Source organism: Pseudomonas sp. Irchel s3f7 (assembly GCF_900187615.1).
Classification (GTDB): domain Bacteria; phylum Pseudomonadota; class Gammaproteobacteria; order Pseudomonadales; family Pseudomonadaceae; genus Aquipseudomonas.
Genome location: NZ_FYDO01000017.1, coordinates 20,981 through 33,061 on the forward strand (window position 1 = coordinate 20,981; position 12,081 = coordinate 33,061).

The 12,081-nt window shown below is 59.2% G+C and carries 13 protein-coding genes; 2 read left to right on the top strand and 11 right to left on the bottom strand.

The annotated features are described in order from the left end of the window. Window positions 1–21 precede the first annotated feature (21 nt). The 8 genes from CKW19_RS16005 to pcaR form a co-directional block, all read right to left on the bottom strand. Window positions 22–1,326, bottom strand: coding sequence for an MFS family transporter (locus CKW19_RS16005; RefSeq protein WP_095058719.1), 1,305 nt, complete (start codon window positions 1,324–1,326; stop codon window positions 22–24). A 182-nt stretch (window positions 1,327–1,508) separates the two neighbouring features. Next, the gene (gene pcaG, locus CKW19_RS16010) at window positions 1,509–2,075 is read right to left on the bottom strand and encodes a protocatechuate 3,4-dioxygenase subunit alpha (RefSeq protein ID WP_095058720.1); all 567 of its coding nucleotides are present in this window, start codon (window positions 2,073–2,075) and stop codon (window positions 1,509–1,511) included. Between the two features lies 1 nt (window position 2,076). Beyond that, the gene (gene pcaH / locus CKW19_RS16015) at window positions 2,077–2,781 is read right to left on the bottom strand and encodes a protocatechuate 3,4-dioxygenase subunit beta (protein ID WP_095058721.1); all 705 of its coding nucleotides are present in this window, start codon (window positions 2,779–2,781) and stop codon (window positions 2,077–2,079) included. Between the two features lie 37 nt (window positions 2,782–2,818). Continuing rightward, a complete protein-coding gene (gene pcaF / locus CKW19_RS16020) occupies window positions 2,819–4,024 on the bottom strand; it encodes a 3-oxoadipyl-CoA thiolase (protein ID WP_174245503.1) in 1,206 nt (401 codons plus the stop codon). Next, window positions 4,021–4,800 carry a CoA-transferase subunit beta gene (locus CKW19_RS16025; RefSeq protein WP_095058722.1) on the bottom strand — a complete coding sequence of 260 codons (780 nt, stop codon included), beginning with the start codon at window positions 4,798–4,800 and terminating at the stop codon, window positions 4,021–4,023. Before CKW19_RS16025 ends, pcaF begins: the two co-directional genes overlap by 4 nt. Beyond that, the gene (locus tag CKW19_RS16030) at window positions 4,800–5,657 is read right to left on the bottom strand and encodes a CoA transferase subunit A (protein WP_008054173.1); all 858 of its coding nucleotides are present in this window, start codon (window positions 5,655–5,657) and stop codon (window positions 4,800–4,802) included. Before CKW19_RS16030 ends, CKW19_RS16025 begins: the two co-directional genes overlap by 1 nt. A gap of 272 nt (window positions 5,658–5,929) precedes the next feature. Beyond that, on the bottom strand, window positions 5,930–7,276 hold the full coding sequence (locus tag CKW19_RS16035; RefSeq protein ID WP_095058723.1) for an MFS transporter: 1,347 nt from the start codon (window positions 7,274–7,276) through the stop codon (window positions 5,930–5,932). A 123-nt stretch (window positions 7,277–7,399) separates the two neighbouring features. Beyond that, window positions 7,400–8,242, bottom strand: a complete 843-nt coding sequence (gene pcaR / locus CKW19_RS16040) for a pca regulon transcriptional regulator PcaR (RefSeq protein WP_095058724.1) — start codon at window positions 8,240–8,242, stop codon at window positions 7,400–7,402. A 686-nt stretch (window positions 8,243–8,928) separates the two neighbouring features. Between pcaR and CKW19_RS16045 the strand changes: the two genes are divergently transcribed. Further along, the gene (locus CKW19_RS16045) at window positions 8,929–9,129 is read left to right on the top strand and encodes a hypothetical protein (RefSeq protein ID WP_008054177.1); all 201 of its coding nucleotides are present in this window, start codon (window positions 8,929–8,931) and stop codon (window positions 9,127–9,129) included. A gap of 375 nt (window positions 9,130–9,504) precedes the next feature. Further along, window positions 9,505–10,980, top strand: coding sequence for an inorganic phosphate transporter (locus tag CKW19_RS16050; protein ID WP_095058725.1), 1,476 nt, complete (start codon window positions 9,505–9,507; stop codon window positions 10,978–10,980). Between the two features lie 179 nt (window positions 10,981–11,159). On the opposite strand, the gene ccoM is transcribed toward CKW19_RS16050, so the two are convergent. The 3 genes from ccoM to CKW19_RS16060 all read right to left on the bottom strand — a co-directional run bounded on the left by ccoM (window position 11,160) and on the right by CKW19_RS16060 (window position 12,019). Then, the gene (gene ccoM / locus CKW19_RS29345; protein WP_007998356.1) at window positions 11,160–11,270 is read right to left on the bottom strand and encodes a cytochrome c oxidase subunit CcoM; all 111 of its coding nucleotides are present in this window, start codon (window positions 11,268–11,270) and stop codon (window positions 11,160–11,162) included. 145 nt (window positions 11,271–11,415) lie between these two features. Then, entirely contained in the window at window positions 11,416–11,577 is a 162-nt protein-coding gene (locus CKW19_RS28865; protein ID WP_095058726.1) for a hypothetical protein, read from the bottom strand. 100 nt (window positions 11,578–11,677) lie between these two features. Continuing rightward, complete coding sequence (locus CKW19_RS16060) at window positions 11,678–12,019, bottom strand: aspartate-semialdehyde dehydrogenase (RefSeq protein WP_095058727.1); 342 nt, start codon at window positions 12,017–12,019, stop codon at window positions 11,678–11,680. Window positions 12,020–12,081 lie beyond the last annotated feature (62 nt).

Consider the following 12,081-nt stretch of genomic DNA (forward strand, 5'->3'; position numbering starts at 1 on the left):
TTGGCGACCCGCGCGTGAAGATCAAAGATCGTGGTGCAGATACTTCGCCTGTTTCGGCAAACGCAGGCTGAACAGGAAGGCGATCGCCATCATCACCGTCACGTACCAATAAAAGGAGTTTTCCATCCCAACGGCCTTGAGGCTCAGAGCCACGTATTCCGCCGAGCCACCGAAGATCGCATTCGCCACCGCATACGCCAGGCCAACGCCCAGTGCGCGCACTTGCGGGGGGAACATCTCGGCTTTCACCAGACCGCTGATCGAGGTGTAAAAACTCACGATCGCCAGCGCCAGGGTAATCAGCACAAAAGCCATGAACGGGCTGCTGACGCTTTTGAGGCTAAGCAGGATCGGCACGGTGCACAAGGTACCCAGCGCGCCGAACCAGAGCATCGAATTACGTCGGCCAATCTTGTCCGCGAGCATGCCGAAGATCGGCTGCATGCACATATAAAGAAACAGCGCGCCAGTCATGATGTAACTGGCCGTCTTGGCGTGCATGCCGGCGGTGTTCACCAGGTACTTCTGCATGTACGTGGTGAAGGTGTAGAAAATCAGCGAGCCACCGGCGGTGTAACCGAGCACGGTGATGAACGCGGCTTTGTGGTCGCGGAACAGTGCCTTGATACTGCCGGCGTCCTTGTTTTCGCGCATTTCCTTGCTGGTGGTTTCTTTCAGCGAACGACGCAGGAACAGCGAAATCAGCGCCGCCACTGCACCGACCACGAACGGAATCCGCCAGCCGTAGGCACGCAGGTCTTCTTCAGTGAGGATTTGTTGCAGGACCACCACCAGCGACACCGCCAGCAATTGCCCGCCAATCAATGTCACGTACTGGAACGACGCGTAGAACCCGCGCTGGCCCTTGAGTGCCACTTCGCTCATGTAGGTCGCGGTGGTGCCGTACTCGCCGCCCACCGACAAGCCTTGCAGCAAACGCGCGAACAGCAACAGGATCGGCGCCCAGACACCGATGTCCTTGTACGTTGGCAGGCAGGCGATCAGCAATGAGCCGAAGCACATCATCAGAATCGAGATCAGCATCGAGTTCTTGCGCCCGTGCTTGTCCGCGACACGGCCGAAAATCCAGCCGCCAATCGGCCGCATCAGGAACCCGGCGGCAAACACGCCAGCGGTGTTGACCAACTGCACCGTGGGGTTGTCGGACGGGAAAAACGCAGGCGCGAAGTAGATTGCGCAGAAGGCGTAGACGTAGAAGTCGAACCATTCGACGAGGTTGCCGGACGAGGCACCGACAATGGCGAAGATCCGCTTGCTACGCTCTTCGCCGGTATAAAGAGCTGTAGGCGCTGTGGGTGTTGTCATCGTTTTTTCACTCAATGGGGACGGTGAGAGTCTAGACACACTTTGCAACAGTCCCGTTCCGCAGATGCATCAGCCTCTGTAGGAGCCGGCTTGCTGGCGATTGCGTTGTGTCATTCAACATTGATGAAACTGACACCGTAATCGCCAGCAAGCCGGCTCCTACAGGGGGGTACGGTGCTCACTCAATAATCGAAGAACACCGTCTCGGCATCGGTGCCCTGCAGAATCACATTCCACTGGTAAACACCTGATGCATCCTGCTTCGCCATCAGCGTGCTGCGGCGTTCGGCCGGTACGCATTCGAGCAGCGGATCGTCGACGTTGGCCGGTTCGCCATCAAAGTAGATCCGCGTCAGCAGGTGCTTCACCAAACCACGGGCGAACACCAGCACCACCAGGTGCGGGGCCTGGGTCGTGCCTTTCAGGCCTTCGACGGTACCCGGTTTGATCGTGGTGAAACGGAAACGCCCTTCGGCATCCACCGGCACCCGACCAAAGCCTTCAAAGTTCGGGTCCAGGGGTTTGTCCTGGTCGTCTTCCGGGTGGTCGTACTTGCCGGCCGCGTTGGCCTGCCAGACTTCCAGCATGGCGTCGTTGACGACGTCGCCGTTGCCATCGACCACTTGCCCGGTGATCGCCACGCGTTCGCCCAGGGTTTGCTCGACAGCCAGATTTTCACGATTCAGCCAGGTCAGGCCGATGTGGTAGTACGGCCCGACGGTGTGGGACGTGGTCGCATTCAGCGTCATCTTATTTCTCCATCGGCGTGGCGTCGCGGCCGCGCAAAACGATGTCCCAGCGATAACCGAGGGCATAGGAAGGGATGGTTTTTTCCAGATCGAACGTGGCGATCAAACGCTCTTTGGCGCGGGTATCCGGCACACAGTTGTAGATCGGGTCGTAGGCCAGCAGCGGATCGCCCGGGAAATACATTTGGGTGACCAGACGCGTGAGGATGCTCGGCCCGAACAGCGAAAAATGGATGTGCGCCGGGCGCCAGGCATTGTGATGGTTGCCCCACGGATAGGCGCCAGGCTTGATGGTCTGGAACTGATACCAGCCATCGGCGTCGGTCACGGTGCGGCCAGTGCCGGTGAAGTTCGGGTCCAGCGGCGCGTCGTGCAAATCACGGGCATGGGCGTAGCGACCGGCGGCGTTGGCCTGCCAGATCTCCACCAGAATCCCCGGCACCGGCAGACCGTTTTCGTCCAGCACGCGGCCGTGGATGATGATGCGCTCACCCTGAGGTTCCGCGTCATGCTGGGCGGTCAGGTCGTTGTCCTTCTCGTTGATGCGTTCGGCACCTACGGTCGGACCGGTAATTTCCGACAACGAATGCGGCAGGAACACCAACGGCTTGGACGGCGAGCGCAGGTTGGTGGATTGGTAGGTCGGATGCAGATAAGGCGGCTGGGTGCCTTCCTGCGGGCGACGGTAACCAGGCTTGTCAGTCATTACACTTTCCTCAATTCTTATAAGTCGACGGCGCGTGTCAGACGCGCTCGATCGCCAGTGCCAGACCTTGGCCAACGCCGACGCACATAGTCGCCAGACCTTTCTTGCCGCCGGTTTTTTCCAGCTGATGCAAAGCGGTCAACACCAACCGCGCGCCACTCATGCCCAACGGATGCCCCAAGGCAATGGCGCCGCCGTTCGGGTTGACCTGCGCCGCATCATCCGCGATCCCCAGTTCACGCAACACTGCCAAACCCTGGCTGGCGAAGGCTTCGTTGAGTTCGATCACGTCGAAATCGCTGACCGCCACGCCGAGGCGCTCGATCAGTTTACGCACTGCCGGTACCGGACCGATGCCCATTACACGCGGGGCAACACCGGCGCTGGCCATGCCCAGCACTTTGGCACGGGCCGTCAGGCCGTGTTTCTTCACCGCTTCGGCCGAGGCCAGGATCAACGCGGCAGCACCGTCGTTCACGCCCGAGGCATTGCCGGCCGTGACGGTTTTGTCGGGGCCGTTGACCGGTTTCAGTTTGGTCAGGGCTTCGAGCGTGGTGTCGGCGCGAGGATGTTCGTCCTGGCTGACCACGGTTTCACCCTTCTTGTGGGCAATGCGCACTTCGACGATTTCTTCGGCGAAAAAGCCTGCGGCTTGCGCGGCGGCGGTGCGTTGCTGACTGCGTAGGGCGAACGCGTCCTGATCGGCGCGAGATACCTTGTAGTCATCCGCAACGTTGTCAGCAGTCTGCGGCATCGCGTCCACACCGTACTGGGCTTTCATCAACGGGTTGATGAAGCGCCAGCCGATGGTGGTGTCTTCCAGTTTCATGTTGCGCGAAAACGCCGCGTCGGCCTTGCCCATCACGAACGGCGCACGGGACATCGACTCGACGCCACCGGCAATCGCCAGCTCCATCTCGCCACTGGCGATAGCGCGGAACGCGGTGCCGATGGCATCCATGCCCGAAGCGCAGAGGCGGTTGAGGGTCACACCCGGAATGGTTTCCGGCAGGCCGGCCAGCAGCAGCGCCATGCGCGCCACGTTACGGTTGTCTTCACCGGCCTGGTTGGCGCAGCCGAGGAACACCTCGTCCACGGCGTTCCAGTCCACCGACGGGTTGCGCTCCATCAAGGCCTTGATCGGCACGGCGGCGAGGTCGTCGGCGCGAACCGTCGACAAGCCGCCGCCGAAACGGCCGATGGGAGTGCGGATCGCGTCGCAGATATAAACGTCACGCATCACGCTTCTCCGGGAGCTTGGCCGTGGGCGGCCGCGGTACGGGCTTCGAGATCGCGCAGCGCGGTCAGCTCGACTTCAGTCGGCTCGGCGGTGTGCTCAATCGTGTCGGCAAAGCGAATCGCCCAACCGGTGGCCGCTACCACTTGTTCGCGGGTCACGCCCGGGTGCAGTGCGGTGACCACGAACTCGTGGGTGCCCTCCTCCGGTTCCATGATGCACAGGTCGGTAATGATGCCGACCGGACCGGCGCCTGGCAGGCCGAGACGCTTGCGCGAATCGCCGCCCTCACCATGGCCGACCGAGGTAATGAAGTCGAGCTTGTCGACAAACGAACGCGCCGACTGCTTGAGGATGATCAGCACGCTCTTGGCGGAACCGGCGATCTCCGGCGCGCCACCGGCACCTGGCAGGCGCACTTTCGGCGAGTGGTAATCACCGACCACGGTGGTGTTGATGTTGCCGAAACGGTCGACCTGCGCCGCGCCGAGGAAGCCGACGTCAATGCGACCGCCCTGCAACCAATAGCGAAAAATCTCACCGGTCGGTACGACGGTGTCAGCGGTTTCCGCCAGTTCACCGTCACCGATCGACAGTGGCAATACGCTCGGCTTGGCCCCAATCGGACCCGATTCGTAGATCAAGACGACATCAGGCGAGGAAGTCAGGCGCGCCAGGTTGGCCGCTTTCGACGGCAGGCCGATACCGACGAAGCACACCGAACCGTTCTTCAAGCGACGGGCAGCGGCGACGGTCATCATTTCATTGGTGGTGTAAGTCATTACTTCGCCTCCGAAGCGGCGGCCAGTTTGGCCTGGAACTCGCTGAAGTCAGCGCTGCCATGGATGTACTCGTTGATCCACGCGGTAAAGGTTTCACGGTCGCGGGCAATCGGGTCCCAGGCTTGATAGAAGCGGTTGTCGCGCTCGTTGTAACCGTGGGCGTAGGAAGGATGCGCACCGCCAGGTACGTGGCAAACCGCGCTCAAGGCCCAAGTCGGCAAGACACAGGAGTTCATCGGTGCATTGAGGTCATCGACGATTTCTTCAACGGTGACGATGCAGCGCTTGGCCGCCAGTGCGGCTTCTTTTTGCACGCCGAGGATGCCCCAGAGCAGCACGTTGCCCTTGCGGTCGGCTTTCTGCGCGTGAATCACGGTGATGTCCGGACGCACAGAAGGCACGGCGGCCAACACTTCACCGGTGAACGGGCAGGTCACGGATTTGATCAGCGGGTTGACCTTCGGCAGGTCAGAACCGGCGTAGGCACGCAGCACTGCGAACGGTAGGCCGGAAGCACCGGCGACGTAGGCATTGGCCAGGTCGGCGTGGCTGTGTTCTTCGATTTCCAGCGCGTGGGGCCACTGCTTCTCGACGGCGTCACGCAGTCGATGCAGCGAACCAACACCCGGGTTACCGCCCCAGGAGAAAATCAGCTTGCGAGCACAACCGGCACCGATCAACTGGTCGTAGATCAGGTCAGGGGTCATCCGCACCAGCGTCAGGTCTTTCTTGCCCTGGCGAATGATTTCGTGACCCGCCGCCGTAGGGATCAAGTGAGTGAAGCCTTCGAGCGCAACGGTATCGCCGTCGTTTACGAATTGCTTCACCGCGTCGTGCAGCGAAAGGATTTCAGCCATTGGGGCAGGCTCCCGTTTATTGTTAACCGACAGTGGAAGAAGGCGCCGATGCGCAGCGCCGGAATGACTGAAGATTAAGCCCGTGCAAAACGCCAAACAATCCGATAATCGACTGAGTGTTCGTTTATCGAACACATTGTTGCCTGGCTATCTTTATGCGCAGCCCCCAAAAGATCGCAGCCTGCGGCAGCTCCTACAGATTTATACATTCCCCTGTAGGAGCTGCCGCAGGCTGCGATCTTTTACTGCTACACCACTATTTCAAACCGGAATCAGGTCGCATCCGCATGACTGACCATGCCCTTGATCACCACCGCCACGGTCGCCAGCGCGGCCGGAATCACCAGCGCCGTCAGCACTTGCTCGAAGTTCCAGCCGAGGCCCAACAGCGTGGCGCCCATCCAGGCACCGAGGATGGCACCGAAACGACCGATGCCGAGCATCCACGACACACCGGTCGCACGCCCCTGCGTCGGATAGAACCGCGCCGCCAGCGATGGCATCGCCGATTGCGCACCGTTGACGCACATCCCGGCCACCAGCACCAGCGTCGCCAGGAGGGTGATATTGCCCAGGCTCTGTCCCACCGCGTAGGCAAACACCCCGGCCAACAGGTAGAAAGTGCCGATGACCTTGTGCGGATTGAACCGATCCATCGCCCAGCCCACGCCCACTGCGCTGAGCACGCCGCCAAACTGGAACAGCGCGCCGATGAACGCTGCTTGCTCCATGCTCGCGCCGCTGTCGCGCATCAGGGTCGGCAACCAACTGGTCAGCAGATAAACAATGACCAGGCCCATGAAGTAGGTCAGCCACAACAACAAGGTACCGACGCTGTAGGTGCCGGAGAAAATCACCGCGAACACATTGCGCGCCTTCACGGTTTTCTGTTCGGGCACGCTGAAGCTGGAGGCCTGCGCCACCACGCTTGGGTCAATCGGTGCCAGCGCTTTGCGCACCTTGTCGGTGCCGCGGTTGCGAACCACGAGATAGCGCGCCGACTCCGGCAACCAGAACAGCAAAACCACCGCCAGGATCAACGGCAGGACCCCGCCGATCAGCAACAGGCTGTGCCAGCCGAACGCAGGAATCAGCTTGGCCGAAATGAATCCGCCACCGGCCATGCCGAGGTTGAAGCCGCAGAACATGCTGGTCACCAGCAGGGACTTTTTGCGCTCGGGGGTGTATTCCGACAGCAGCGTGGTGGCGTTCGGCATGCCGGCGCCCAGACCCAGACCGGTCAGGAAGCGCAGCACCAGCAACTGCTCGACATTGGTGCTGTACGCAGAGGCCAGGCTGAAGGCGCCGAACAACAGCACCGCGCCGACCAGTACGACTTTTCGCCCGAAGCGGTCAGCCAGCGGTCCGGAGCCCAGGGCGCCGAAGACCATGCCGATCAACGCTGCACTCATCACCGGGCCGAGACTGGCGCGATCGATGCCCCAGTCTTGAGAAAGCGCAGGCGCAATGAACCCCATGGCCGCCGTATCGAGGCCATCGAGGAAGACAATCAGGAAACACAGGATCACCACGCGCCACTGGTAGCGCGAAATGGGTTGGGCATTGATGAAGGACTGCACGTCGAGGCAGTTTCCTACAGCAGACTGAGGCTGGTTCATTATTTTTATTCCACGAATCGCAGGCGAACAGTGTCAGCAGACGCTGACGAAGCCGCGACAGTAATGAGCCAGAGGAAAGAGCGTCAATTCGATAAACGCGACTCTGTGCGTTTATCGAACATCTTAGGCAAACAGCTGAGCGCTGAGATCGCGGCTGGCACTCAACAGGCCGGGCAGAAAACGTTGCTCCAATTCGTTGCGGCTGACTCGGCCGGCATGGGTGCTGACATTGAGCGCGGCGACCACCTGACCGGAAGCGTCGTACACCGGAACGGCGATCGAACGCAGGCCCTGTTCGAGCTCCTGATCGACGATGCACCACCCTTGTTGCCGCACTTCTTGCAGGCATTCGAGCAACGCCTCGGGAGTATGGATAGTGCGGCTGGTCTTGGCTTGCAACTCGGCATGGTCGAGGTACTCACCCAAAGACGTGTCATCCAGCGCGGCCAGCAGGATCCTGCCCATCGACGTGCAATAGGCCGGTAAACGCCCGCCCACCGACAGATCAACCGAAATCAGGCGCTGAGTGGTTGCGGACCGGGCGATGTACAGAATGTCCTCGCCCTCCAGCGTGGCCATGTTGCACGCCTCGTGGAGTTGCTCGCTCATGCGGTCCAGATAAGGCTGGGCAGAAACCGCCAGCGGTGTCGAGGACACATAGGCATGACCGAGGGTCAGCACCTTGGGCAACAACGAATAAGTGCGGCCGTCGGTGGTGGCATAGCCGAGCTTGATCAAGGTGTGCAGGCAACGGCGCACGGCGGCACGGGGAATTTCCGTGCGGTGGCTGATCTGGGCGATGGTCAGGTGCCGTTTGCGCTCCTGAAACGCTTGCACCACGGCCAGGCCACGGGCCAGTGAGGTCATGAAGTCCGGGTCACCGGTCAATGCCTGGATCCGCTTGGCCGGGGACGCGACGATGGGCGGGGCGACGGAAGCGAAAGAATTGCGCAATTGATCGTTCATATAAGGTCCTTTTCCCGCACGGATCAGCGGCTATTACAAGGGGCTGGCGCTTGTCGCACAACCCCGAGCCGTCAACATCGGGCGATTATCGAACGCTCGACCGATAATCGCAATCCGTCGTTTGCCTGCCTGAACGAGCGCGGCCAAGTTTTCATGCCCACCTCGCCAACTTGAATTTACATGGTCTCGGCCCCAGATCTAATGGCCGTTCAAGTTACTGCAACTTGATTGACTTAATGACGTCAGAAACGCATCACCGCACATCGATATCGGCCATTGCGTTTACTTGGCATTAAATTTTCGAGCACAAAGATCACACACCCGGCTTCACTTTTAACTCTTCAGAGATAGTGTTCTTCAAATCGGCCGCTATAATACAATTCAGTAGCGGGCGGGTTTTTATTTGCCGTTCCTGCTACCCGGCAATGTCGAGCTCCATCGTTGCCGACCACAGCAATCGCCTGACTTCCATTGCAAGGATTTCGTCAGTGCGCTCTGTGAGAAAGGAAATTGATGCTACGTCAGCCGTTCAACTCTGGTGCCGTGGCCGCCTGCGACATGGAAGCATTGATCACACTGTTGTCAGCACGATGCCTTTAAAGGCGTTGTCCATTCGACGAGTGCGGTCAGTCGATTTGATGCAGCGCGTTTCACCAGAAATAATCTCAACTCAATCAGGTATCACTGTGACGAAAGACGAACTGCGCGCGGAACTTGAGCGCCAGGAACAACGTTACAAGGAAGTTTACGGCGGAGAAGTCACCACTTACGCCGCTCAACCGGAACCGGAGCGCAAACCCTGGCGTAAACGCGCCACCGTTCAGGATCAGGTTTTTCAGCAAGAAATTCAGAAAATGGAAAAGGAACTCAAAGCCGAAGAGCCATGACCGCTTCGGCCTGATCCTTCAAGGGCCTGCCTCTACACCTGTTAAAAGCGGGATGTATTGATGCTGCCTTCCGCGCCCGCTACGAGCGGGCGGCGGCCATCTCGATCAATGGGCACACCAAAATGCCCATATCTGACCGTCTTCTCAGATATTTCACACAAGCGCTCAAGCCCTTCGCTGTCAGGCGCCAAACCCTTGCGATTCAGGTTTTTTACAGCAATATCAATGACTTAAAAATCACAGTAAAACCCTGGGACTTAGGGTCCTGCTCAAAAAAAAATCGTTGAAGAATGTTACCGATTAGCAGCGAATGCATTGATTGTCAGTCTTTTCTGGCATAATCCCGCCCCCTTATGACCGGGTCAGAAAACCTTCATGATCGATTTATTCAGCGGACTGGATGCTTGGGTGCTTGTGAGCCTCTTGCTCGCCCTGGCCTTTGTCCTCGCCTTCGAGTTCATCAACGGCTTTCATGACACCGCTAACGCGGTGGCTACCGTTATCTATACCAAAGCCATGCCGCCTCACCTGGCAGTGTTCTTTTCCGGTGTGTTCAACTTCCTCGGCGTGTTGCTGGGCGGTGTCGGCGTGGCGTATGCCATCGTCCACCTGCTACCGGTAGAACTGCTGATCAATGTGAACACCGGTCACGGCCTGGCCATGGTGTTCTCGTTGCTCGCCGCCGCCATCACCTGGAACCTGGGCACCTGGTACTTCGGTATCCCCGCCTCCAGTTCCCATACGCTGATCGGTTCGATCCTCGGCGTGGGCCTGGCGAACGCCCTGATCAACGAAATCCCGTTGGCGGATGGCGTGAACTGGCAGAAAGCGATCGATATCGGCATGTCGCTTGTGTTCTCGCCAATGGCAGGCTTCCTGATCGCTGCACTGATCCTGATCGGTCTTAAATGGTGGCGTCCTCTGTCGAAGATGCACAAGACACCGGAAGAGCGCCGCAAGATCGACGACAAGAAGCACCCGCCGTTCTGGAACCGTCTGGTTCTGGTGATTTCAGCCATGGCTGTGAGCTTCGTGCACGGTTCCAACGACGGTCAGAAAGGTATCGGCCTGATCATGCTGGTACTGATCGGTATCGTGCCGGCGCAGTTCGTACTCGACCTGAACAGCACCACCTATCAGATCGAGCGGACCCGCGACGCCACTTTGCACCTGAGTCAGTTCTACCAGCGCAACTCTGAAACCCTGGGTGAGTTCCTGGCCTTGGGCAAAAGTGTTGAAGGCGACCTGCCGGAGAAGTTCCGTTGCAACCCGCAACAGACCGAACCGACGATCACCGCGCTGCTGGGCACCCTCAAGGGCGTAGCCGACTACCATTCGTTGTCGTCGGACAGCCGCATCGAAGTGCGTCGCTACCTGCTTTGCCTGGATGACACCGCGAAGAAAGTCAGCAAATTGCCAAGCCTGGCACCCCGTGAAAAGGCTGACCTGGACAAGCTGCGCAAAGACCTGACCACCACCACCGAATACGCGCCGTTCTGGGTGATTCTGGCGGTCGCACTGGCCCTGGGCCTTGGCACCATGGTGGGCTGGAAGCGTGTGGTACTGACCATCGGTGAGAAGATCGGCAAGCAAGGCATGACCTATTCCCAGGGCATGTCGGCCCAGATCACCACCGCCAGCCTGATCGGCCTGGCCAACATCTTCAGCCTGCCAGTGTCCACCACCCACGTCCTGTCCTCGGGCGTGGCAGGGACCATGGTCGCTAACAAAAGCGGCTTGCAGGGCGGCACCGTCAAAACGATCCTGCTGGCCTGGGTACTGACCCTGCCAGCGACCGTGGCCTTGTCGGCCGGTTTGTTCTGGCTGGCCTCGAAGGCACTGGGCAGCTGATACGCAGCCCAACGAAAAAGGCGCGCTCCGCAAGGACCGCGCCTTTTTTATGCCTCTAATCCAGCAAACACCGCTCCCACAGTGTTCTATTGGCATTTACATTCTTACAGGCAAAAAAAAAGGCAACCGAAGTTGCCTAAAATGCCTTGCGTGCTCATTACATCCGGAAGGAACTACGGTTATTTGCGCTTTTGCGAATCCTTCCAGATAAAAAGTCCGAACCCTGCAAAAAATACAAACATGAGGCTGACAGTCAGCACTCCGGCGATCACCACGTTGTCGAAAAACATGACGCGTCTCCTGTACTTGCCGTGTTGCGATGGAGCTAAGTTAACCAAACGGACAGGAGAAAATATTGACCGGGATCAATGTCGCCCAAGACTGGGCAAGCGGAAGGGAAAAGATTGACCCGCATCAATCAATGCGGGGGAGGTATCAGCGTTTCTTCGGTTTGTTCTTCGACTTTTTCTTGGCTTTGCCCAATGGCATTGCCTGCTCGAATGCCTGGCGCACTTCATTAAGTCGCTTGTCATTGAGGTCATGAACACGCTTGGCGCGTTCTGCATTGAGGTCGATCAGTTTGTCGTCTTGGCTCATGGCGTTCAGTGCATCGCTTGATATGAGGTTTCAGTCGCCGCAAGTTGGGCAGGATTGTGCCAATAATGCGGCCTGACGCCAGCGCTGACCAGTCGTGCGCTCAAATCTCGATATCGACCCACAACCCTTGGCGTGGCTGATCTTCCATCAGCGGTGCAACGGGAACCGTATTGTCGGTATTGAGCTCATCCCCCGGAATGGCCAGATAGGCCTCAGGGGCCTCATCGGCTTCGCGGCGACGGCGCTCCTGCTCCTGTTTACGGCGCTGCTCTTCACGCAGCAGCAATGCGGTCGCTTCCGGGTCGCGGTTCTGCAGGTCGATGGTGCTGTCCTTCGAACTTTCCTGCACCGGCACCACCGGTGGAATCTCCGGACGCTGGCGGATCGGGTCATGTTGCGAAGTGATCGGCACGGCACTCAAGGGGAGCATCGGTGGCAGCATAATTTTCAGTCTCCTGTCAGCAGGCTGTCGGCTGCGGGGATGGCGACTTGAGCCATCGGTCG

Coding starts and splice junctions, on each gene's coding strand:
- CKW19_RS16035 (WP_095058723.1), bottom strand. CDS start 7,276: ATGAACCAGCCTCAGTCTGCTGTAGGAAACTGCCTCGACGTGCAGTCC.
- pcaG (WP_095058720.1), bottom strand. CDS start 2,075: ATGACGCTGAATGCGACCACGTCCCACACCGTCGGGCCGTACTACCAC.
- CKW19_RS16060 (WP_095058727.1), bottom strand. CDS start 12,019: ATGCTGCCACCGATGCTCCCCTTGAGTGCCGTGCCGATCACTTCGCAA.
- CKW19_RS16025 (WP_095058722.1), bottom strand. CDS start 4,800: ATGACTTACACCACCAATGAAATGATGACCGTCGCCGCTGCCCGTCGC.
- pcaR (WP_095058724.1), bottom strand. CDS start 8,242: ATGAACGATCAATTGCGCAATTCTTTCGCTTCCGTCGCCCCGCCCATC.
- pcaH (WP_095058721.1), bottom strand. CDS start 2,781: ATGACTGACAAGCCTGGTTACCGTCGCCCGCAGGAAGGCACCCAGCCG.
- ccoM (WP_007998356.1), bottom strand. CDS start 11,270: ATGTTTTTCGACAACGTGGTGATCGCCGGAGTGCTGACTGTCAGCCTC.
- CKW19_RS28865 (WP_095058726.1), bottom strand. CDS start 11,577: ATGAGCCAAGACGACAAACTGATCGACCTCAATGCAGAACGCGCCAAG.
- CKW19_RS16005 (WP_095058719.1), bottom strand. CDS start 1,326: ATGACAACACCCACAGCGCCTACAGCTCTTTATACCGGCGAAGAGCGT.
- CKW19_RS16050 (WP_095058725.1), top strand. CDS start 9,505: ATGATCGATTTATTCAGCGGACTGGATGCTTGGGTGCTTGTGAGCCTC.
- CKW19_RS16030 (WP_008054173.1), bottom strand. CDS start 5,657: ATGGCTGAAATCCTTTCGCTGCACGACGCGGTGAAGCAATTCGTAAAC.